This is a genomic window from Nocardioides sp. CCNWLW239 (genome assembly GCF_037137035.1).
GTDB lineage: Bacteria > Actinomycetota > Actinomycetes > Propionibacteriales > Nocardioidaceae > Nocardioides.
The window spans coordinates 571,053-592,114 of record NZ_JBBBNW010000002.1 but is presented as its reverse complement, the minus strand read 5'-3'; the positions used below and the strand labels follow the sequence as shown (position 1 = coordinate 592,114).

Here is a 21,062-nt window from a genome sequence, read left to right as displayed (position 1 = left end):
GTCGCGCTCGGGGTTGACGTGACTCCGCTCACATCCTTATATTTCGAATGTCAGAAATCAAATTCCGCAATACGGAAGGAATGGTGAGGATGTCCCACCAGCTCCGCTACGAGGTGAACTGCTCGATCCTGTTCACCGAGCTCCCGCTGCTCGAGCGCCCGGCGGCGGTGAAGGCCGCCGGCTTCGACGCGGTGGAGTTCTGGTGGCCGTTCGCCGAGGCGGTGCCGTCCGACAAGGTCGTGGACGCCTTCGTCGCCGCCGTGCAGGACGCCGGGGTCCAGCTGGTCGGCCTCAACTTCTTCGCCGGCGACATGCCCGCCGGCGACCGCGGCCTCGTCTCCTGGCCTGCCCGGTCGGCGGAGTTCCGCGACAACATCGACGTCACCATCGGCATCGGCGAGCGGCTCGGCTGCACCGCGTTCAACGCGCTCTACGGCAACCGCGACGAGGACGTGGCGCCCGAGGCGCAGGACGAGCTCGGCGCCGAGAACCTCGCCCTGGCCGCCCGCGCCGCGGCCCGCATCGGCGGCACCGTGCTGGTCGAACCGGTCAGCGGCGCCGACCGCTACCCGCTGCTCACCGCCGCCGACGCGGTGGCCGCGATCGACCGCGCCGGCGAGCCCAACATCGGCCTGCTCGCCGACCTCTACCACCTCGCCGTGAACGGTGACGACGTCGACGCGGTGATCGCTGCGTACGCCGCCCGCATCGCGCACGTCCAGATCGCCGATGCTCCGGGACGCAACGAGCCCGGCACCGGTGACCTGCCGCTCGAGCGGCAGCTCGCCGCTCTCGAGGCGGCCGGGTACGCCGGCTGGGTCGGGCTGGAGTACAAGCCCTCGACCACCTCGCCCGAGAGCTTCGACTGGCTGCCGCGGGAGCGCCGCGCCGCCATCACCGCCACCCACTGACGACCCCGTAGGAGGGAACATCATGACCACCATCGCCTTCATCGGCCTCGGCATCATGGGCAGCCCGATGGCCGCCCACCTCGTCGAAGCCGGACACACCGTCGCCGGCTTCGACCACAACCCCGAGCGCGCCCAGGCCCTGGCCGCCGCGGGCGGCCGCGCCGCCACCTCCACCGCCGACGCCTGCCGTGACGCCGAGGTCGTCTGCGTCATGGTCCCGGACTCGCCGCACGTCGAGGAGGTCCTCGCCGCCGAGGGTGGAGTCTTCGAGGCCGCCCCCGCCGGCGCACTGATCATCGACTTCTCCAGCATCCGGCCCGACGTCACGGCGGCCCTCGCCGAGCAGGCCACCGCCCGCGGCTTCCGCATCCTCGACGCCCCGGTCTCCGGCGGTGAGGCCGGTGCGAAGAACGCCGCCCTCTCGATCATGGTCGGCGGCTCGGCCGACGACTTCGCGACCGCGAAGCCGCTCTTCGACGCCGTCGGCAAGACCATCGTCCACGTCGGCCCGAGCGGCGCCGGCCAGACGGTCAAGGCGGCCAACCAGCTCATCGTCGCCGCCAACATCCAGGCGCTCTCGGAGGCGGTCGTCTTCCTCGAGGCGTACGGCGTGGACACCAAGGCCGCCCTCGAGGTGCTGGGTGGCGGGCTCGCCGGATCGGCGGTGCTCAACCAGAAGAAGGAGAACATGCTGACCCGCTCCTTCCAGCCGGGCTTCCGGATCGACCTGCACCACAAGGACATGGGGATCGTGACCGCTGCTGCCCGCGAGGCCGGCGTCGTCGTCCCGCTCGGCTCGCTGGTCGCCCAGCTGATGGCGAGCGCCCGGGCCAACGGCGACGGCGACCTGGACCACTCCGCGCTGCTGCGGGGCGTCGAGCGCTTCAGCGGGGTCTCGACAAGCTCGACCACCGAATCGGAGGAGAGCTGACATGGCACGCATGCGCGCGGTCGACGCCGCCGTCCTGATCCTGGAGAAGGAGGGTGCGACCCAGCTGTTCGGCCTTCCCGGTGCCGCGATCAACCCGTTCTACAGCGCGATGCGTTCACACGGTGGTCTCGACCACGTGCTCGCCCGTCACGTCGAGGCGGCCTCCCACATGGCCGAGGGCTACACCCGTGCGAAGGCCGGCAACATCGGCGTCTGCATCGGCACCTCGGGTCCCGCCGGCACCGACATGATCACCGGTCTCTACTCGGCCTCCGCCGACTCGATCCCGATCCTGTGCATCACCGGACAGGCACCGGTCGCGAAGCTCCACAAGGAAGACTTCCAGGCGGTCGACATCGCAGCCATCGCCGGCCCGCTCACCAAGATGGCCGTCACCGTGATGGAGCCCGCCCAGGTCCCCGGCACCTTCCAGAAGGCCTTCCGGCTGATGCGCGAGGGCCGTCCCGGCCCCGTTCTGATCGACCTGCCGCTCGACGTCCAGCAGGCCGAGATCGACTTCGACATCGAGACGTACGAGCCCTTGCCCGTCGCCCGGCCGGTGGCCAGCCGCGCCCAGGCGGAGAAGGCGCTGACGATGATGCTGGCCTCAGAGCGTCCGCTGATCGTCGCGGGCGGCGGCGTGGTCAACGCCGACGCCGCCGACCTGCTGGTCGAGCTCGCCGAGGTCACCGGGGTCCCGGTCGTCCCGACGCTGATGGGCTGGGGAACCATCCCCGACGACCACCGGCTCAACGCAGGCATGGTCGGCCTGCAGACCTCCCACCGCTACGGCAACGCGACCATGCTGGCCAGCGACTTCGTCCTCGGCATCGGCAACCGGTGGGCCAACCGTCACACCGGCTCGGTCGAGACCTACACCCGGGGACGTACGTTCGTGCACATCGACATCGAGCCGACCCAGATCGGCCGGGTCTTCGCGCCGGACTACTCGATCGTCTCCGACGCCCGCGCGGCGCTGGAGGTGCTCGTCGAGGTCGCCCGCGAGTGGGCGGCGTCCGGCCGTCTCGCGGACCGTACGTCCTGGGCCGAGGAGTGCGCCGAGCGCAAGCGGACCCTCCACCGCAAGACCCACTTCGACAACGTCCCGATCAAGCCGCAGCGGGTCTACGAAGAGATGAACCGCGCGTTCGGACCCGACACCCGGTACGTCACCACGATTGGCCTGTCCCAGATCCAGGCCGCGCAGCTGCTGCACGTCTACAAACCGCGGCACTGGATCAACGCAGGTCAGGCCGGACCGCTCGGCTGGACCCTCCCGGCCGCGCTGGGTGTCGCGACCGCCTGTCCTGACGGTCAGGTCGTCGCGCTCTCGGGCGACTACGACTTCCAGTTCCTGATCGAGGAGCTGGCGGTCGGCGCGCAGTTCAACATCCCCTACATCCACGTCGTCGTGAACAACTCCTACCTCGGCCTGATCCGCCAGGCCCAGCGCGGGTTCGAGATGGACTACTGCGTCCAGCTCGCCTTCGACAACGTCAACAGTCCCGAGGTCGACGGCTACGGTGTCGACCACCTCAAGGTGGCCGAGGGGCTGGGCTGCAAGGCGATCCGGGTGACCGACCCTGCCGATCTGGGTGCCGCCTTCGAGAAGGCCAAGGCGCTTCAGGCGGAGTATCGTGTGCCGGTGCTCGTCGAGGTCATCCTCGAGCGGGTCACCAACGTCTCGATGGGCCTCGAGATCGACGGCGTCGTCGAGTTCGAGGAGCTGGCCGAGCGCGGCGAGCACGCCCCCACCGCGCTCGTCCCGCTGGACTGAGGGGCATCGCCACGTGGTCCGCGTGCTGATCGCCTCCGACAAGTTCAAGGGATCGCTCACCGCTGCCGAGGTCGCGACGGCGGTGAGCGCGGGCCTACGCCGGGGGAGGCCCGACGTGGTCGTCGACGCGATCCCGGTCGCCGACGGCGGCGACGGCACCCTGGCGGCGGCCGAGTCCGCCGGGTACGCCCTGGTGCCGGTCACCGTGACCGGACCGACCGGTGCACCAGTGCCTACCGCGTACGCCCGGCGGGACGACGTCGCCGTCGTCGAGCTCGCCGACGCGGCCGGGCTCTCTCGGCTGCCGGGAGCGCCTGACCCACTGGGCGCCTCCAGCCTCGGGGCCGGCCAGGTCATGGCGGCCGCGATCGACGCCGGCTGCCGCCGGGTGGTGCTCGGCATCGGCGGCAGCGCCAGCACCGACGGCGGCGCGGGTCTGCTCCGCGGGCTCGGCGCCCGGCTGCTGACCGCCTCCGGGTCGCCGGTGCCCGACGGCGGAGCCGGTCTGGAGCAGGTGGCTCGGCTCGAGCTCGACGAGCTCCACCGCAGGGTGGACGGGGTCGAGATCACCGTCGCCTGCGACGTGGACAACCCGCTCACCGGACCCCGTGGCGCGGCTGCGGTCTACGGACCGCAGAAGGGTGCCGATCCCGACCAGGTGGACCGTCTCGATGCCGCGCTCGGGCACTGGGCCGACATCGTCGCCGAGGCGACCGGGTCCGATCTCCGGGACCACCCCGGTGCCGGCGCCGCCGGAGGCGTGGGTTTCGCCGCCCTCGCGCTCCTCGGCGCCGAGCTCCGCTCGGGGATCGAGCTCGTCCTCGAGCTGGTCGACTTCGCGTCCGGGCTGGAGGGCGCGGCCCTCGTCGTCACCGGAGAGGGAGCGCTCGACGAGCAGACCCTGCACGGCAAGGCCCCGGCCGGCGTCGCCGCCGCGGCTGCCCGCGCCGGCATCCCGGTCGTAGCGGTCTGCGGCGTCAACCGCCTCGACCACGACCGGCTGCAAGAGGCGGGGATCGGGGCTGCGTACGCGTTGACGGACATCGAACCCGACCGGCAACGCTGCCTGACCGACGGCGCCGCCCTGCTCGCGCAGATCGCCGAGCGGATCGCCGCCGACCATCTGATCAAGGAGGAGGCGTGAGCGAGGAGCGGAATGTTCACCGAGGTGACTCGGTGAGCGGTCACTTCCTTCGTGGAGTTCCGCGAGGGGAGTGCATCGAGACCGAGGTAACTCGGTCAGCATCCGAGGTGGCCGCAGCGGCAGCCCGCGGGAATGCTCACCGAGGTGACTCGGTGAGCGCCCACCTCCTTCGTGGAGTTCCACGAAGGAACCGCAACCAGACCGAGGTACCTCGGTCAGCATCCGAGGAGGCGACATGAGACTGCTGAGCGTGGGACTGCCGGGCGCGGAGCGCCCCGCGGCCCTCGACGACCAGGACGTGCTGCGTGATCTGTCGGCCGCGGTGCCGAGGATCGACGGCGAACTGCTCGGCGACCCGGTGCGGCTCAGGTTGATCCAGGATCTGATCGCCTCGGAGCGTCTCCCCGTCGTCCCCGACGGCACCCGGATCGGACCGCCGGTGGCGAGACCCGGCAAGGTCGTCGGGATCGGGCTCAACTACGAGGACCACGCCGAGGAGGCGGGGGTCGCGATCCCGGACGAGCCGGTCGTCTTCCTCAAGCCCTCGAGCACGATCGTCGGCCCGTACGACGCGATCGAGCTGCCGCCCGGATCGACGACGACCGACTACGAGGTCGAGCTGGGTGTGGTCCTCGGGCGCCGGCTCTCCCGGTGCACGGACCCGCAGCGAGCGTTGGCCGCGGTCGGCGGCTACCTCACCGCCGACGACGTCAGCGAGCGGGCGCGGATCGCGGCCGGGCCGACCTGGGCGAAGGGGAAGTGCGCCGACACCTTCACGCCCATCGGTCCCTGGCTCGTCACTCCGGACGCCGTGACCGATCCTCAGGACCTCCGCCTGGAGCTGTGGGTCGACGGCGAGCGGAGACAGTCCGGTGCCACCACACGGATGGCGCTGAGCGTCGGCGGGATCCTCGCCTTCCTCAGTACGCTGATGACACTCGAGCCCGGCGACCTGGTCCTGACCGGGACGCCTGGCGGGGTCGCAGCGTTGCGGCCCGAGCCCCGGCCCTTCCTGCGGGAGGGGCACGTGGTGGAGGCCGAGGTGACCGGCCTCGGGCGCCAGCGTACGCAGGTGGTGGCAGTCGACGTTGCAGGACTCGATGAGGCGGAGGTGAGGGTGTGAGTCGAGATCTCGATCTCGTCATCCGGGCGGCGCGGATGGTGACGCCGGACGGTGAGAAGCCGGGCAGCGTCGGAGTACGCGACGGGAAGATCGTCGCGGTCGAGCCGACCGCGTCCGGCCTGAGCGCGGCCCGCGTGGTCGAGCTCGCCGACGACGAGGTGCTGATGCCCGGCGTCGTCGACGCGCATGTGCACGTCAACGACCCGGGCCGGACCGAGTGGGAGGGGTTCGCCTCCGCGACCCGGGCCGCGGCCGCGGGCGGGGTCACCACCATCGTCGACATGCCGCTCAACAGCATCCCGCCCACCTGCGACCTCCCGGCGCTCGACCTCAAACGCAAGACGGCGGCCAGCCAGGCCTTCGTCGACGTCGGGTTCTGGGGCGGCGCCATCCCGGGCAACGTCCCCGAGCTGCGCGCCCTGCACGAGGCCGGCGTCTCCGGGTTCAAGTGCTTCCTGCTGCACTCCGGCGTCGACGAGTTCCCGCCGCTCGACCCGGAGCAGCTCGAGCTCGCGATGCGCGAGATCGCGTCCTTCGACGGGCTGCTGATCGTGCACGCCGAGGACGCCCACGCGATCGAGCACGCGCCAGCGGCGGCGGGTGCGACGTACCGACGTTTCTTGGGCAGCCGCCCGCGGGACGCCGAGAACCTCGCGGTCGCCGGGGTGGTCGAGCTCGCCCGGGCCACCGGGTGCCGGGTCCACATCCTGCACGTCTCCAGCTCCGATGTGCTCGCGACGATCGACGCGGCTCGCCACGACGGCGTCCCGATCACGGCTGAGACCTGCCCCCACTACCTGACCTTCGCCGCCGAGGAGATCCCCGACGGCGCGACGCAATACAAGTGCTGTCCGCCGATCCGAGAGGCGGCCAATCGTGAGCTGCTCTGGCAGGGGCTGCGTGACGGCGTCCTGGACATGGTCGTCACCGACCACTCGCCCTCGACGCCCGACCTGAAGGCCCTCGACACCGGTGACTTCGGTGTCGCCTGGGGCGGCATCTCCTCGCTCCAGCTCGGCCTGGCGGCGGTCTGGACCGAGGCCCGGGCCCGTGGGTTCGCCCTCACCGACATCGCCCGCTGGATGTCGGCGGCCCCCGCCCGTCACGCCGGGTTGCCGAGCAAGGGGCAGATCGCGGTCGGCCACGACGCCGACTTCGCCGTCCTCGCCCCCGACGACACCTTCGTCGTCGACGCCGCGCGGCTCCATCACAAGAACGCCGTCACGCCCTACCACGGCCGGACCCTGGCAGGCGTCGTCCGCCAGACCTGGCTGCGCGGCGAGAAGATCGACATCGATGCCGCGCCCCAGGGCCGGCTGCTCAGCAGAGTCACCACAGAAGGAGCCCGACCATGAGCGAACCTCGCTACTACGCCCCCACCGGCGGCCACCCGTCGCAGCGTGAGCTGACCACCGACCGGGCGGTCTTCACCGAGGCGTACGCCGTGCTCCCGCGTGGCACCATGCGCGACATCGTCACCAGCAAGCTCCCATTCTGGGAGGGCACCCGGCTGTGGGTCATCGCCCGGCCGCTCTCGGGCTTCGCCGAGACGTTCTCGCAGTACATCGTCGAGGTCTCGCCCGGCGGCGGCAGCGACAAGCCGGAGCTCGCCCCGGGTGCCGAGGGCGTCCTGTTCGTGGTCGAGGGGACGCTGACGCTCTCGATCAAGGGGGAGAAGCACGACCTGGCCCCGGGCGGCTACGCGTTCCTCCCGCCCGGTTCCACCTGGACGCTGCACAACACCAGCGACCAGGTCGCCCGCTTCCACTGGATCCGCAAGGCCTATCAGCGGGTCGAGGGCATCGACGTGCCGGAGCCGTTCGTCACCAACGAGGTCGACGTCCCCGGCGGCGAGATGCCGGGCACCAACGGCGCCTGGAAGACCCAGCGCTTCGTCGACCCCGATGACGTACGCCACGACATGCACGTCAACATCGTCAGCTTCGAGCCGGGCGGCGCGATCCCGTTCCCGGAGACGCACGTGATGGAGCACGGGCTCTACGTCCTCGAGGGCAAGGCCGTCTACCTGCTCAACAAGGACTGGGTGGAGGTGCAGGAGGGCGACTTCATGTGGCTGCGGGCGTTCTGTCCGCAGGCCTGCTACGCCGGTGGTCCCGGCCGGTTCCGCTATCTGCTCTACAAGGACGTCAACCGCCACGCGGTCCTGTCGCGGCAGTTCGGCTGATGCCGGTCGCGGTTGTCACCGGCGCCGGTTCGGGCCTGGGTCGAGTGATCGCCCAGGCCCTGGACGGCGCCGGCTTCCAGGTCGCTCTGCTCGGGCGGACCACGGCTTCGCTCGAGGAGACCGCGTCGGTGCTGGCGCGGTCACTCGTCCTGCCCACCGACGTCGCCGACGCGGCTGCGGTGGAGGCGGCGTTCGCTGCGATCGTCGGGAGGTGGGGCCGCGTCGACCTGCTCGTCAACAACGCCGGCACCTTCGGCCCGAGTGGGGATCCGGACGAGGTCCCGCCCGAGGAGTTCGCCGCGACGCTGGCGGTCAACGTCACCGGCTCGTTCCTGTGCGCCCGCGAGGCCTTCGCCCAGATGAAGCGGCAGGACCCCCGCGGCGGACGGATCATCAACAACGGCTCGATCTCCGCCCACGTACCCCGCCCCGGAAGTGCCGCCTACACCACTTCCAAGCACGCGATCACCGGCCTCACTCGCTCGCTCGCCCTCGACGGCCGCGCCCACGACATCGCCGTCGGTCAGATCGACATCGGCAATGCTGCGACCGAGATGACCGCCGGCATCGCCACCGGCGCCCGCCAGGCCGACGGCACCGTACGCCCCGAGCCGACGTTCGACCCGCAGCACGTCGCCGACGCGGTCGTCGCCATGGCCCAGCTCCCGCTCGGCGTCAGCGTGCCCACGATGACCATCATGGCGACCGGGATGCCGTACGCCGGCCGCGGCTGACGCGGACCAATCCGATTCGCCCCGGTGACCGAAGACCGGGTGACAGCGCCTCCGCGCTGATCGCCCACTTCGACATCGAGGAGCCGGATGAGCAGTCCCGACCAGGAACCGCGTCGGGTTGCGGTGGTGGGCAGCGGCGTCGCCGGACTGACCGCGGCCTACGTCGCCGCCGGCCACAGCACCGTCACGCTCTTCGAGGCCGACGACCGGCTGGGCGGCCACGCCGACACCCACCGCGTCACCGCGCCCGACGGGAGCGAGCTGGCGATCGACACCGGGTTCATCGTGCACAACCGGCGTACGTATCCGACCCTGCTCCGGCTCTTCGCCGAGCTCGACGTGCCGACGCAGGTCTCCGAGATGTCGATGTCGGTGCGTTCGCAGAGCGCCGGAGTGGAGTACGCGGGCGCGCGCGGGCTGCGCGGGGTGCTGCCCGACCGCCGTGCGCTCCGCCCGGCGCACCTGCGGATGCTCACCGAGATCCCGCGGTTCCACCGGGCGGCGCGGGCGCTGCTCGCAAGCGACGAGCCCGACGATCGCACTCTCGAGGCATTCTTGAGCGAGCACGGGTTCACCGCGCACTTCCGCCGCCACTTCATGGCCCCGCTGGTCGCCGCGGTGTGGTCCTGCGACCCGGCCACGGCGTTGAGCTACCCGGCGCGCTACCTCTTCGAGTTCCTCGGTCACCACGGCATGCTGCAGATCTTCGGCTCGCCGCGCTGGCGCACGGTCACCGGCGGATCGGCGACGTACGTCGAGAGGGTCGCCGCCGCGATCCGCGATCGTGGCGGCCGGGTGCTGACCTCGACGAAGGTGGTGAACGTCGTCGAGACCGGCGCGGGTGTCGAGATCACCGACGGCAACGGGCGCACCGAGCTCTTCGACGCGGCCGTGCTCGCGACCCATCCGGGACAGTCGCTGGCGATGCTCGGCGAGCCGACGGCGGCCCAGCGGGAGATCCTGGGTGGGTTCCCGTACTCCGCCAACCAGGCTCAGCTGCACACCGACACCAGCCTGCTGCCGGACAGCGAGCACGTCCGCTCCTCGTGGAACTACCTGGAGCGCCCGGGCCGTGGTCAGGTCACGGTCACCTACGACCTGACCCGGTTGATGCGGCTGCCGGCTCCGGGCGGCGTACGTCACCTGGTCACGCTCGGTGGGGCCGACCTGATCGACCCGGAGCAGGTCATCGCCACCATGGAGTACGAGCATCCGCTCTACACCCCGGAATCGGTCGCCGCACAACAGCGGGCCGACGAGCTGGACTCCGACGCGCTGGTCTTCGCCGGCGCCTGGCGTGGCTGGGGGTTCCATGAGGACGGCGCCCGCTCCGGTGTCCGTGCGGCTGAGCGGCTGGGACTGTCCTGGACGGTCCCGGTGGAGCGGCCCGACGACGCGACCGGGGTGTATCGCACCACGATCAGCCACACCCGGCGGGGACCACTGCGGAACCGGTTCGTGCACCGCTCGCACTGGCAGGTGGTCGATCTGGACCGGCTGCCCGATCACGGGCCCCTCGGCAGCTTCGAGGCACGTGACCATCTCGGCGATCCCGAGCTCTCGATCCGGGAGAACCTCGCCGCGTTCCTGAGGCTCCACGACATCGACCTGGGCGACGCGCGGGTGCTGATGGCGGCTCAGCCGAGGGCCCTCGGGTTCAGCTTCAACCCGATCAGCGTCTACTGGTGCACGGCCGCCTCCGGGGAGCCGCTGGCCACCGTCGTGGAGGTGCACAACACCTACGGCGACCGCCACGCCTACCTCGTCCACCCCGACGAACGGCATCGGGCGCAGGTCGCGAAGGCGATGTACGTCTCGCCGTTCCACGGCGTGGACGGCCACTACGAGCTGACCGTGCCGCCACCCGACGGGCGACTCCGGGTCGCCGTCCGGCTCACCACCGAGGACGGGACCGTCTTCGACGCCTCCGTCCGCGGCTCTCGGGTCGAAGGGCGGTTCGGGGACACGCTCCGATCGGCTCCCGCCGCGATTCTCGGCGCGGTCTGGATCCGCATCCACGGCGTGGCGCTGTGGCTACGACGCCTGCCGGTCCACAGACGGCCGTTGCACCATCAGGAAGGAGTCCGATGAAGACCATCGAAGCCCCCGCCGCCCAGACCCTTGTCGGTGGGCGTTGGCCGATGCTGCAGGAAGCACCCAGCGGCCCGGTGACCCGAGGCACCGCAGCTGCCGCGGCGGCTGTGTTCCGGGCCGCCACGAGACGTCTCGGCATCAGCGTGAGCGAGGACGGCAGCCCCGCTGACATCGTGCTGCACCGGCCCGAAGAGTTCTACGCCAGGCTCAGCCGGCACGGGCTGATCGGCTTCGGTGAGGCGTACCTGACCGGTGCCTGGGATGCCCCGGAGCTGGGGGAGACCCTGACCGTGCTGTGCCGGGACCTCGACGGTCTCCTCCCGGGGTGGGCGCAGCGGCTGCGCGGGGTCTACGAGCGGCGCCGCGGTGCGAAGGACCTGAACACGCCGGAGAACGCGCGCGAGCACATCGGGCACCACTACGACCTGTCGAACGAGTTCTTCGCGCTCTTCCTGGACCCGACGATGAGCTACTCGGCTGGCCTCTTCTCTTCCCTGCCCTCGACGGAAGACCTGGCGCTCGCCCAGCACCGCAAGATCGATCGGATCCTCGACGAGGCGGGCGTCGGAGCGGGCACGCGTCTGCTGGAGATCGGGACCGGCTGGGGTGAGCTCGCCCTGCGGGCCGCCGCCCGGGGCGCCCAGGTCACCTCGGTGACCCTCTCCGCCGAGCAGGCCGCGCTGGCCCGGCGCCGGATCGGCGCGGCCGGTCTGGGCCATCGAGTCGACGTCGAGCTGCGCGACTACCGAGCCGTGGAGGGGACGTACGACGCGGTGGTCTCGGTCGAGATGATCGAGGCGGTGGGTGAGCGGTTCTGGCCGGTCTACTTCGCGAAGATCGACGAGGTCCTGGCCCCGGGTGGCACCGCGGTGATCCAGGCGATCACGATGCCCCCCGACCGGATGCTCGCGACCAGGAACACCGAGACCTGGATCACCAAGTACATCTTCCCCGGCGGCTTGCTCCCCTCGACCGAGGCGATCACCGGTGTCACCGAGGCGCACACCCGGCTCCGGGTGCGGAGCCGGCTCTCGTTCGGCGCCCACTACGCCGAGACCCTGCGGCGCTGGGACCTCGCCGTACGCGACCGCGCGGACGAGGTCCGGGCGCTCGGGTTCGACGAGACGTTCCTGCGGATGTGGCACTTCTATCTGGAGTACTCCCGGGCCGGGTTCGCGGCGGGTTACATCGACGTCCAGCAGCTCACCTTCACCCGGGACGAGGCCTCGACCGGCAGCTGATCCTTGGGGTGTTCGCGAGTACTCAGACGGTCGGGACGGTGCCGCCGTCGATCACGTACTCGGCACCGACGATCGCCGAGGCGCGGTCCGAGACGAGGAACCCGACCAGGTCGGCGATCTCCTCGATGTGCGCGAACCGTCCCAGGGGTACGCCTCCCAGGGAGTCGAAGATGGTCTGCTTGGCGGCTTCACGGGTGAGCCCGTTGCCCTCGGCGATCCGGTCCACGAACTGCTCGTAGGCCTCGGTCTCGATGCCGCCGGGGCTGATCGCGTTGACCCGTACGCCGCGCGGGGCGAGCTCGTTGGCGAGCCCTTTGCTGTACGTGCGCAGCGCGGCCTTCGCGGCTGCGTACGGCAAGGTCGCGTCGTGCAGGGGCAGTTCTCGCTGGATCGAGGTGAAGTGCAGCACCACGCCCGACCCGGCCTGAACCATCGCCGGGAGGAGGGCTCTGTCCAGCCGTACCGCCCCCAGCAGGTTGAGGTTCAGCTCGGTGTTCCACTGGTCGTCGGTGATGACCGCGAATCCTCCGGGCGGCGTCGATGACCCGCCGACGACGTGCACCAGGATGTCGAGCGTGCCGACGTCCTCCGCGATGCGAGCGGCCACGGCGTCGGTGCCTTCTGCCGTCAGGATGTCCGCTTCGATGAACCGGTCAGGGTGCTCGTAGCCGTCGGGCATGGTGCGCGCTGTCACGTACACGTCGGCGCCCAGCTCTCGCAGCCTCGCGACGACGGCCCTGCCCGAGCCTTTCGAGCCGCCCGTGACCAGTGCCCGGCGACCGTCGAGACGGTCGCGATCTGAGATAGACATTGTTCTCCTGTGAAGATCGAAGTGGTGTGGTGTGGTCAGGCCGGATGGTTGGCGATGACGAGATCGGTGATGAGGGCGTCGCGCAGCGTGAACCGGTAGTCGAGCTCGGCGAGGCCGCCCGGGAAGGTGCCCTCGAGCCGCAGGGTGACCACCCAGTGGGCGTCGTCGACGCGGTGGGCGCCGATCTGCTCGGTCGTGTACTCGAACTCGGACCCGGCGTCCCGCAGGAACGCGTGGACCACCTCTCGTCCGCGGAAGGTCTGGTCCTGGTCGACGATCACCGCGTCCTCGGTGAGGAACGAGGAGGCGGTGTCGGCGTCGTAGGCGATGTGCGCGGTGAGGAAGTCACGCACGGTGGTCGGGAGCAGGTCGGACGGGATCTCGGTGTGCTGTGTCATGCGTCCACCGTGCGGCCTCTCGGCGTGGGAGGGTCAAGCGGTGGACTCTCCCCCAGGGGGAGAGTCCACAATGAGCGCGTGCTGACCATCGGGGAGTTCTCGCGGCTGACCCACCTGAGCGTGCGGACCCTGCGCCGGTACCACGAGGCGACCCTGCTGGAACCCGCCGTGGTGGACGAGGCCACCGGTTACCGCTACTACGGCGTCGACCAGATCCCGACCGCGCAGGTCATCCACCGGCTCCGCGAGCTCGACGTCCCCCTGAGCGATGTCCAACGGATCCTGCGGACACCGGACCCGGGTGTCCGCGCGGCCTTGGTCGCGGACCACCTGCAACGCCTCGAGGACGTGCTCGACCGCACCCGGGCCGCGGTCGTGTCGCTGCGTCGCCTGCTCCAACCCGACCCGACGCCGATCGACGTCGAGCTGCGTGCGGAGCCCGCTCGGACGGTCGCCGCGGTGGAGGCCGTCGTCGGGCATCGTGACATCGAGACCTGGTACGCAGGCGCGATGGCCGAGCTGGAGTCGGCCGTCGGCAGCGCCGTGACCGGACCGCCCGGCGGCAGCTACGACAACGCCCTCTTCGAGCAGGAGCGCGGTCACGCGCTCGTCTACCTGCCGACCGCTGCACCACCTCGCAGCGGCCGCGTGCACCCCGCGACCCTGCCGGCGGTGGAGCTGGCCGTCACCACCCACGTCGGCGAGCACGACGGCATCGAGGTCACCTACGGCGAGCTCGGGACCTGGGTGGTGGAGAACGCCATGTCGGTGGCGGGGCCGGTCCGCGAGGTCTACCGCGTCGGCCCTCGCGACACCAGCGATCCCGCTGCGTGGCGCACCGAGATCGGCTGGCCGGTCTTCCGCCTCACCTGAGACGAACGGGACGAACGAGGCCCCGACCAGCGGGGGACTGGTCAGGGCCTCGAGCTGTGGGGCAGCCGCAGATCAGCCGCCGTGCTGCTCAAGGATCTGCGCGATCTCGGTGAACCCACGGTTGCGGGCGTGCTCGAGCGGCGTCACGCCGTCGCGGTCGGCGATGCTCGGGTCGGCGCCGTGGGCGAGCAGGCTGCGGACGATGCGCTGCCAGCGGTCGGAGCCCTTGCCCAGGATCACGGCCTCGAGGAGGGCGGTCCAGCCGAGGTCGTTGACGTGGTTGATGTCGATGGACGTCTTGGCCACCCGCTCGACGTAGTCCGCATGTCCACGCTCGCTGGCGGGGATGATCGAGACGCCGCCGTAGCGGTTGCGTACGGTCAGGTCCGGGTCGACGCTGAGCAGCAGCTCGGCCATCGGGACGCTCCCGGTGACCCCGGTGACCAGCCAGGGGGTGTCGTGCTGGCCGTCGAGGGCGTCCGGGTCGGCGCCCAGGAAGACGAGCAGGCGGGCCACCTCGAGGCGGTCGTCGGTGACCGCGAGCAGCAGTGGCGTACGCCGGTTGTCGTCGCGCGCCTCCAGGTCGGCGCCGCTGCGGAGAGCGACCGCAGCCGAGTCCGCGGAGCCCGCTGACGCGGCCCGCAGCAGCTGGGCGTCGCTGTCGGAGACCCGCTCCGAGGCCGCCCGCAGCGTCGACACGATCGCGTCGAAGCCGCGCTCCTCGGCGTGCTGGAGGGCGGTCTTGCCGTCCCGTCCGGCCTTGATCGAGATGTCCACGCCGGCCGCGACGAGGACCCGTACGGTGTCGGCCGCGTCCGGGCCGTCGTCGCCCAGCACGACCGCCTCGTGCAGCGCGGTCCAGCCCAGGTTGTTGACGTGGTCCAGGTCGATCCCGGCCTGCACCAGTCGGCCGACGATGTCGGCATGGCCGCGCTCGGCGGCACGGATCAGCGCGGTGCCGTCGTAGGAGTCCTTGGCGTTGACCTCCGCGCCGTTGCGGAGGGTCAGGTCGAGCAGGTCGACGTACCCCTCGCTCGCGGCGATGAGGTAGGCGCTCTGCTGGGTGTCGTCCTGGTAGTTGACGTCCGCGCCGTCCTTGATGAGCTGTCGGGCGCGGGCGACGTCGTTGTCCCAGGCGGCCTTGATCAGCTGCTCGTTCATCCGCTGTTGCTCCTCGGGGTCGGGGGTGCTCTTCGCCGCCTCGGACGCGGCGGACGCCGAGCTCGACGCAGGGTTCGACGGGGAGGCCGACGGAGACGGTTGCGCCGTCTCCGACGGCGCTGCGCCGCAGCCTGCCACAAGCACGGCCATCGCCGCGGCGGCCAGGGGCCACCGCGAGCGCGGCCGTGCCGAGGTGGACAGGGTCATCGCGGCATCCGTGCGGTCACGATCTCGTACGGCCCCTGCGCGGTCTGCTCGTCGAAGTGGCTGTCGACGAGCAGGAGCCGGCCGCCGAGCAGCTTGCCGGTGGTGAAGACCCGGTCGGGGTCGGTCGCGCGCGACGAGACGAGCTCGGCGGAGGTCGCCGACGGGTTCAGCTCGAGGTGCACGATCTGCTTGTCGAAGTTGCGGATCACGGCGAGGTCGCGGCCCTGACGGATGAGGCCGTCGGCGTTGCGCAGGTTCGCCCCGTCGGTGTCGATCTCGCTGACCTCGCCGGTCGCGATCGAGAAGCGCCACAGCTGCCCGGTGTTGCCCTGGGCGACAACGAAGGCGGAGCGGTCCGTGCTCGTCACGATGCCGCCGAGGTTGAAGCCCTCCTGGCGGGTGATCAGCGAGCTGCCGTCGGCCCACTCGGTCGCTTCCCAGCCGGAGGCACCCTCGGCGACGCGGATGATCGTGGGGTCGTTGGAGTTGGTGAAGTACGCAGCCCCGTCCGGTCCGATCGCGACATCGTTCAGGAACGCGTCGTTGTCGGGGACGCGGAGAGCGGTCAGCAGGTCGCCCTCGGGGCTGTAGACCCACAGGTCGGGACGGTCGTTGCCGGTGCCGTTCGGGCCGCCGGCGATGTAGATGCGGCCCTCGTCGTCGACGGTGATGCCGCGAGCGGTGTAGCGGCCGTCGGTGCCGTCGCCGGCCAGCCACTCCTCGGCCTGGGCGTTGTCAGCGGTGCCGCGCTGGATCTCGCCGCCGGTGACCTCGCTGACGTAGAACGCGCCGCGCTCCTTGTCCACGCCGATGCCCTCGAACTTCGAGCCGCCCTGGGCGAACGACTCACCCTCGAGCAGGTACGAGGCCGGCCGGCCGTTGCCGTCCGCGGCGGTGGCCGCGGTGCCGGTGCCGAGCGCGGTGAAGGACAGGGTGGCCGAGGCGGCGATGCCGGCGAGCCCGGCGAGGGCGGCGATTCGGGACGTACGCATGGTGGTTCTCCTCAGATGTTCAGTCCGGTTGTCGAGCTGATGCATCAACCATCGCTCTCAGGTCGGGGCCCGGACATCGGGTGACCGGCGACGTCTGGATAGCCGTCCGGCGACACCCCGGATAGCCGATCGGATGATGCCAGGATGCCGCGACCGGCCTAGCCTGGAACGACCATGTCGACCGATGCCGCGCCCGCCGCCGGGCCCAGTTCTCGAGCCGGTGGGATCCTGGCCGGCCAGTCGATGCTCGACCGCTGGCTTCACATCTCGCTGGTGGTGCTCGTCGTCGCCTCGGTCGTGCGCTATCTGCAGGGCCACGGCCTCGGCGACCAGGCCGAGGTCGTCCTGCCGGGCGCCGTCATCCTCCTGGTCGCGTACGCAGCCGGCCGCCGCCTCACCGGCACCGCCGCGGTCGTCTGGCTGGCCGCGGTGATCGCCTGCTGGACCGTGCTGGCGCTGATCGCACCGTCGTTCTCGTGGGCCGCCGTGCCGCTGGTCTTCCTGGCGCTGCGCGTGCTTCCGTTCCGCTGGGCGGTGGCAGTGACAGTTTTCCTGGTGGCCGTCGTCGCCTTCGCCTGGAGCAAGATGACCGGTCTGGCCGATCCGACCGTGCTGCTCGGGCCGGTCTGCGTCGCGGTGCTCGCGGTGACCGCCTACCGCGCGCTGGAGCGCGATGCGGCGACGAGGCGTGCCCTCCTCGCCGAGCTCGAGGCGGCCCAGGACGAGGTCGCCGACGCCGAGCGCAGAGCCGGCGTCGTGGCCGAACGAGCACGGCTTAGCCGGGAGATCCACGACAGCGTCGCCCAGGGTCTGACCAGCATCAACCTGCTGCTCCAGGCCGCCGACCAGGAGTGGGACACCCGCCCGGCCGATGCCCGCGCTCACGTCGACCAGGCGGCCACGATGGCCCGATCCTCGCTCGACGAGGCCCGGCGGGTCGTCCGCGATCTCGCCCCCACGGAGCTGACCGGCGGATCGGCCCTGGTCACCGCCGTACGCCAGGTCGCCGACGACGTCGCCGCCACCACCGGCCTGGCCGTCCCGGTCCACGTGCACGGCGACCCGCACGAGGTCGGCGGCCGCGTCGCGACGGCCGTCGTCCGCACCCTGAGAGGGGCCCTCGCCAACGTCGCCGAGCACGCCGGCGCGAGCACGGCGGTCGTCTCACTCACCTTCCACGAGGGCGGGGTCGCCCTGGACGTGCGCGATGACGGCGCCGGGTTCGACACGACCGCGCTCGACGACGACCCGGAGAGCCTGCGTGGACACGGCCTGACCGGAATGCGGGCCCGCGCCCGTCTGCTCGGGGGAGACTTGGTCATCGAGAGCGCCCCGGGCGAGGGCACGGTCGTCGCGGCCTCGTTCGCGGCCGGACAGCTGGGAGCGGAGGAACGTCGTGGTTGAGCAACGAATCCGGGTGGTGCTGGTCGACGACCACCCGGTCGTCCGGGCAGGCGTACGCGCCCTGGTGGACGCCCAGGACGACCTGGACGTCGTCGGCGAGGCGGCCGACTCCGCCCAGGCCGTCGCCGTGGTCGGCGAGACCACGCCGGACGTGGTGCTGATGGACCTCAGCCTCGGTGAAGGGCCGGGCGGCGCCGAGACCACCCGGCTGCTCCGTGACCTGCCGGAGCCGCCGCAGGTGCTCGTGCTGACGACGTACGACACCGAGGCCGATGTCCTGGAGGCCGTCGACGCGGGTGCGGCCGGCTACCTGCTCAAGGACGCTCCGCCCGACGAGCTGTTCCGCGCGATCCGCGGCACCGCGCGCGGCGAGACCGTGCTGGCCCCCTCGGTCGCCACCCGCCTCCTGCAGCGGGCCGCGTCCCCGGCGCCGAAGGTGAGCCCGCGCGAGGTCGAGATCCTGCGCCTGCTCGCCAAGGGTCTGGGCAACAAGGAGATGGCCCGCGAGCTCTTGGTCAGCGAGGCCACGGTCAAGTCCCACCTCTCCCACATCTACACCAAGCTCGGTGTCGATACCCGTGCCGGCGCCGTCGCTACGGCCATCGAGCGCCGCATCCTGCGACCCTGAACTTGCCGGCGTCAGCAGGTCGCCAGCAGCATCGGCTCGAGAAGGAGCGCGAGGTCGTACGGCGGCTCGGCGGCGCCCGTGTAGTCCCGGCCGGTCCAGGCGAGGGTGATCTGCCGGCTTCCGTCGCGAGAGCTCCAGTTGATCGACTGGGTGCCGAAGTGGGCGCCGTCGTGGCCGTAGAGGTACTCACCGGCGGTGCAGGGATCGGCGACGCGATAGATACCCAGGCCGTACGCCGGGTCGGCGCTGCCCGCGAGCGGCGGCAGCATGGCGTCGACCGAGGCCGGTGAGACCAGGCCACCGGTCAGCAGCGCCTCGTTGAGCGAGGCCAGATCGCGGGTGGTGCTGGTCCCGGCTCCGGAGGCGTGGAAGACGCTCGGGTCCAGGTCGGTCAGGGCCTGCCATCCGGTCGTGTCGGTCATGATCGCGCCCTCGAGGAACGGCCCGCGGTTGTGCGAGGTCTCGGGATAGTCGGAGCGGTGGGCCCCGGCGGGCTTGAAGATGCGCCGGCGGAGCAGGTCGTCGAGGTCCTGGCCGGTCTCCTTCTCGAGCATGACGCCGAGCGCGACGTAGCCGTAGTTGGAGTAGGAGAACCCTGTGCCCGGCTCGAAGAGCCAGCCGGCGGAACGCATCGCGGCGAGGTGCTCGGCCTCGGAGTAGTGCTGCCCGACGGCGTCGATGAACTGCTCCCACGAGCTGGGGTCGTCGATGCGGGTCAGCAGCAGCTCCTCCGGGCCGCGCGGGGCTCCCGAGCGGTGGCTGAGCAGGTGCTCGATCGTCACGCCGTCCGGGAAGATCCCGGGCAGGATGTCGTCAGCCGGGGTGTCGAGCGCCCAGGTGCCGCGTTCGACCTCCTGCATGACCAGGGTCGCGATCAGCGTCTTGGTGTTGCTGGCGATGTGGAAGCGGTCGCCGTCCTTGACCTTCCGGGGCGATCCCGCCTCGCGTACGCCGCCCGCCCCCGACCATTCCAGGTCGGGCGTCTCGACCCGTGCGGTGACACCCAGGGCACCGTCGGCGACGAGTGCGTCGACGGCACGGTCGAGCTCAGCGGCGACCGGCGTGGCCGAGCGGGACCGGGATCGCTGCTGCTTGGCGGCGGCCCGCTCGGCGATCGCGGTCGCCTCGCGGGTCAGCGCGGTCGGGTCCGGGGCGACCGCCGTGGGTGGTGCGGCGGGGTCGGGATCGGCGTACGCGGGGACGGCGGTCAGTGGAAGGAGCACCGCGGCGATCGCTGCGGTGCCCGTGCGGACGATGGTCCGAGACATGGCTGCTCCTGTCGTCGTTGACTGTCGCGATCAGCCTCACCCGACGGGGCGTGCGGCCACATCAGCCTCGAGTCGGAGATCGGGGCTACTTCGGGATGACCTCTCAGCCTCGAAGCTGCCGCCGCAGAGCACGCGCGGCCTTGCCCTTGCGGGAGAACAGGTCGCGACGTTCGGCAGGCGTCATCGGGGCGAGCTTCTCGAGGACCGAGGACGGGAAGCCGGCGACCTCGGGAGCCTCGCCGATCGGGACGGTGGTGTGCACGACCGGGGCGCCGGGGACACCGCCGGCCCCGTCGTCGTAGAGGTGGACCAGCGAGATCGCCTGATGTCCGTCGACGGAGGCGGAGTAGCGGTCGAGGGTCGCCGGAGCGGCGGTGTAGCAGCTCGCGGAGGCGACCGAGACCGGGATGCCGGCGAAGGTCGCGCTGGTCGAATAGTGCAGGTGACCTGCGAGGATGGCGCGTACGTCGGTCCCGGCCAGCACGGGAGCGAGCCGGTCCTGGCCGTCGAGCTCGATGATCACGCTGGCCTCGTTGAGGGGGAGCGGGAGCGGCGGGTGATGCATGGCGAGCAGGGTGCCGTGCGGCGCGGGCGTCGCCAGCACCTCGGCGAGCCACTCCAGCTGGGCCTCGGTGATGTCGCCGTGGTGCCAGCCGGGCACGGTGGTGTCCACGGCGATGATCCGCAGCCCGGCGATGTCGTAGACCCGGTCCTGCGGTTCGCCCGACGGCGACCCGAAGAGCACCTCGGAGTAGACCTCGCGCTCGTCGTGGTTGCCCATCACCCAGATGATCTCGGCGCCGAGGTCCGCGGCCACCGGCTCGACCTGCTTCCGGAGCCGTACGTAGGCCTCGTGTTCACCGAGGTCGGCGAGGTCACCGGTGAAGACGATCGCCTGCGGTGGGATCGTCATCCCGCGCAGCCGGTCCAGCGCGCGCTCGAACCCGGGTGCCGGATCGACCTTGCCGAAGATCCGCCGGTCGCCTGCGTACAGGTGAGGGTCGGAGAGGTGGGCGATGGTGTGGCGCGGGGCCGGATACTGTCCGAACTGCACCTCGTCAGGTTAGCTCCGAGCGCGGCCGAGCCGGGGTAGTGCGGGGGCGGCCAGCCCCGTAAAAGCCCGGGGAATGGGGCGGGGCGCCCCGCCCACCCCCCCCCCCCCCCCCCCCCCCCCCGCCCC

General features: G+C 71.3%; 19 protein-coding genes. 13 read left to right on the top strand and 6 right to left on the bottom strand.

All coding sequences use genetic code 11. The features are described from left to right. Window positions 1-89 precede the first annotated feature (89 nt). The 10 genes from WBG06_RS08775 (at window position 90) to WBG06_RS08730 (ending at window position 12,140) form a co-directional block, all read left to right on the top strand. Window positions 90-911: a hydroxypyruvate isomerase family protein gene (locus WBG06_RS08775; protein ID WP_336736206.1), complete on the top strand. Its 822-nt coding sequence runs from the start codon at window positions 90-92 to the stop codon at window positions 909-911. Between the two features lie 22 nt (window positions 912-933). Then, window positions 934-1,842, top strand: coding sequence for a 2-hydroxy-3-oxopropionate reductase (locus WBG06_RS08770; RefSeq protein ID WP_336736205.1), 909 nt, complete (start codon window positions 934-936; stop codon window positions 1,840-1,842). Between the two features lies 1 nt (window position 1,843). Then, complete coding sequence (gene gcl, locus WBG06_RS08765; protein WP_336736204.1) at window positions 1,844-3,619, top strand: glyoxylate carboligase; 1,776 nt, start codon at window positions 1,844-1,846, stop codon at window positions 3,617-3,619. Window positions 3,620-3,641: 22 nt separating this feature from the next. Next, on the top strand, window positions 3,642-4,763 hold the full coding sequence (locus WBG06_RS08760; RefSeq protein WP_336736203.1) for a glycerate kinase: 1,122 nt from the start codon (window positions 3,642-3,644) through the stop codon (window positions 4,761-4,763). Window positions 4,764-4,998: 235 nt separating this feature from the next. Continuing rightward, window positions 4,999-5,886: a fumarylacetoacetate hydrolase family protein gene (locus WBG06_RS08755; RefSeq protein WP_336736202.1), complete on the top strand. Its 888-nt coding sequence runs from the start codon at window positions 4,999-5,001 to the stop codon at window positions 5,884-5,886. Beyond that, window positions 5,883-7,241, top strand: coding sequence for an allantoinase AllB (gene allB, locus WBG06_RS08750; protein WP_336736201.1), 1,359 nt, complete (start codon window positions 5,883-5,885; stop codon window positions 7,239-7,241). The genes WBG06_RS08755 and allB overlap by 4 nt, the downstream gene beginning before the upstream one ends. Continuing rightward, entirely contained in the window at window positions 7,238-8,071 is an 834-nt protein-coding gene (locus WBG06_RS08745) for a bifunctional allantoicase/(S)-ureidoglycine aminohydrolase (RefSeq protein ID WP_336736200.1), read from the top strand. The genes allB and WBG06_RS08745 overlap by 4 nt, the downstream gene beginning before the upstream one ends. Beyond that, the gene (locus WBG06_RS08740; RefSeq protein ID WP_336736199.1) at window positions 8,071-8,805 is read left to right on the top strand and encodes an SDR family oxidoreductase; all 735 of its coding nucleotides are present in this window, start codon (window positions 8,071-8,073) and stop codon (window positions 8,803-8,805) included. Before WBG06_RS08745 ends, WBG06_RS08740 begins: the two co-directional genes overlap by 1 nt. A gap of 87 nt (window positions 8,806-8,892) precedes the next feature. Beyond that, the gene (locus WBG06_RS08735; RefSeq protein WP_336736198.1) at window positions 8,893-10,896 is read left to right on the top strand and encodes an FAD-dependent oxidoreductase; all 2,004 of its coding nucleotides are present in this window, start codon (window positions 8,893-8,895) and stop codon (window positions 10,894-10,896) included. Next, on the top strand, window positions 10,893-12,140 hold the full coding sequence (locus WBG06_RS08730; protein WP_336736197.1) for a cyclopropane-fatty-acyl-phospholipid synthase family protein: 1,248 nt from the start codon (window positions 10,893-10,895) through the stop codon (window positions 12,138-12,140). The genes WBG06_RS08735 and WBG06_RS08730 overlap by 4 nt, the downstream gene beginning before the upstream one ends. Before the next feature lie 22 nt (window positions 12,141-12,162). Here the strand turns inward: WBG06_RS08730 and WBG06_RS08725 are convergent, their stop codons facing one another. Together WBG06_RS08725 and WBG06_RS08720 are read right to left on the bottom strand one after the other, a co-directional pair. Beyond that, window positions 12,163-12,951 carry an SDR family oxidoreductase gene (locus WBG06_RS08725; protein ID WP_336736196.1) on the bottom strand — a complete coding sequence of 263 codons (789 nt, stop codon included), beginning with the start codon at window positions 12,949-12,951 and terminating at the stop codon, window positions 12,163-12,165. Window positions 12,952-12,986: 35 nt separating this feature from the next. After that, on the bottom strand, window positions 12,987-13,349 hold the full coding sequence (locus tag WBG06_RS08720) for a nuclear transport factor 2 family protein (RefSeq protein WP_336736195.1): 363 nt from the start codon (window positions 13,347-13,349) through the stop codon (window positions 12,987-12,989). Between the two features lie 78 nt (window positions 13,350-13,427). On the opposite strand from WBG06_RS08720, the gene WBG06_RS08715 reads away from it, so the two are divergent. Further along, window positions 13,428-14,222 (top strand): MerR family transcriptional regulator, encoded by a 795-nt coding sequence (locus WBG06_RS08715; protein ID WP_336736194.1) that lies wholly within the window; start codon window positions 13,428-13,430, stop codon window positions 14,220-14,222. A 72-nt stretch (window positions 14,223-14,294) separates the two neighbouring features. Here WBG06_RS08715 and WBG06_RS08710 read toward each other — a convergent pair whose 3' ends face one another. Beyond that, window positions 14,295-15,590, bottom strand: a complete 1,296-nt coding sequence (locus WBG06_RS08710; protein ID WP_336736193.1) for an ankyrin repeat domain-containing protein — start codon at window positions 15,588-15,590, stop codon at window positions 14,295-14,297. Then, entirely contained in the window at window positions 15,587-16,582 is a 996-nt protein-coding gene (locus tag WBG06_RS08705; RefSeq protein ID WP_336736192.1) for an SMP-30/gluconolactonase/LRE family protein, read from the bottom strand. Before WBG06_RS08705 ends, WBG06_RS08710 begins: the two co-directional genes overlap by 4 nt. A gap of 174 nt (window positions 16,583-16,756) precedes the next feature. Here WBG06_RS08705 and WBG06_RS08700 point away from each other — a divergent pair, with 174 nt between their 5' ends. After that, window positions 16,757-17,986, top strand: coding sequence for a sensor histidine kinase (locus tag WBG06_RS08700; protein ID WP_336736191.1), 1,230 nt, complete (start codon window positions 16,757-16,759; stop codon window positions 17,984-17,986). Continuing rightward, entirely contained in the window at window positions 17,979-18,614 is a 636-nt protein-coding gene (locus WBG06_RS08695) for a response regulator transcription factor (protein ID WP_336736190.1), read from the top strand. Before WBG06_RS08700 ends, WBG06_RS08695 begins: the two co-directional genes overlap by 8 nt. 11 nt (window positions 18,615-18,625) lie before the next feature. Here the strand turns inward: WBG06_RS08695 and WBG06_RS08690 are convergent, their stop codons facing one another. Further along, on the bottom strand, window positions 18,626-19,882 hold the full coding sequence (locus WBG06_RS08690; protein WP_336736189.1) for a serine hydrolase domain-containing protein: 1,257 nt from the start codon (window positions 19,880-19,882) through the stop codon (window positions 18,626-18,628). Window positions 19,883-19,985: 103 nt separating this feature from the next. Beyond that, a complete protein-coding gene (locus WBG06_RS08685) occupies window positions 19,986-20,936 on the bottom strand; it encodes a metallophosphoesterase (RefSeq protein ID WP_336736188.1) in 951 nt (316 codons plus the stop codon). Window positions 20,937-21,062: the final 126 nt, after the last annotated feature.

Excerpts from the sequence above, each read along its gene's own strand:
- gcl (WP_336736204.1), top strand. The coding sequence starts at position 1,844 with ATGGCACGCATGCGCGCGGTCGACGCCGCCGTCCTGATCCTGGAGAAG.
- WBG06_RS08755 (WP_336736202.1), top strand. The coding sequence starts at position 4,999 with ATGAGACTGCTGAGCGTGGGACTGCCGGGCGCGGAGCGCCCCGCGGCC.
- WBG06_RS08775 (WP_336736206.1), top strand. The coding sequence starts at position 90 with ATGTCCCACCAGCTCCGCTACGAGGTGAACTGCTCGATCCTGTTCACC.
- WBG06_RS08720 (WP_336736195.1), bottom strand. The coding sequence starts at position 13,349 with ATGACACAGCACACCGAGATCCCGTCCGACCTGCTCCCGACCACCGTG.
- WBG06_RS08730 (WP_336736197.1), top strand. The coding sequence starts at position 10,893 with ATGAAGACCATCGAAGCCCCCGCCGCCCAGACCCTTGTCGGTGGGCGT.
- WBG06_RS08735 (WP_336736198.1), top strand. The coding sequence starts at position 8,893 with ATGAGCAGTCCCGACCAGGAACCGCGTCGGGTTGCGGTGGTGGGCAGC.
- WBG06_RS08690 (WP_336736189.1), bottom strand. The coding sequence starts at position 19,882 with ATGTCTCGGACCATCGTCCGCACGGGCACCGCAGCGATCGCCGCGGTG.
- WBG06_RS08705 (WP_336736192.1), bottom strand. The coding sequence starts at position 16,582 with ATGCGTACGTCCCGAATCGCCGCCCTCGCCGGGCTCGCCGGCATCGCC.
- WBG06_RS08725 (WP_336736196.1), bottom strand. The coding sequence starts at position 12,951 with ATGTCTATCTCAGATCGCGACCGTCTCGACGGTCGCCGGGCACTGGTC.
- WBG06_RS08770 (WP_336736205.1), top strand. The coding sequence starts at position 934 with ATGACCACCATCGCCTTCATCGGCCTCGGCATCATGGGCAGCCCGATG.
- WBG06_RS08700 (WP_336736191.1), top strand. The coding sequence starts at position 16,757 with ATGTCGACCGATGCCGCGCCCGCCGCCGGGCCCAGTTCTCGAGCCGGT.
- WBG06_RS08710 (WP_336736193.1), bottom strand. The coding sequence starts at position 15,590 with ATGACCCTGTCCACCTCGGCACGGCCGCGCTCGCGGTGGCCCCTGGCC.
- WBG06_RS08745 (WP_336736200.1), top strand. The coding sequence starts at position 7,238 with ATGAGCGAACCTCGCTACTACGCCCCCACCGGCGGCCACCCGTCGCAG.
- WBG06_RS08740 (WP_336736199.1), top strand. The coding sequence starts at position 8,071 with ATGCCGGTCGCGGTTGTCACCGGCGCCGGTTCGGGCCTGGGTCGAGTG.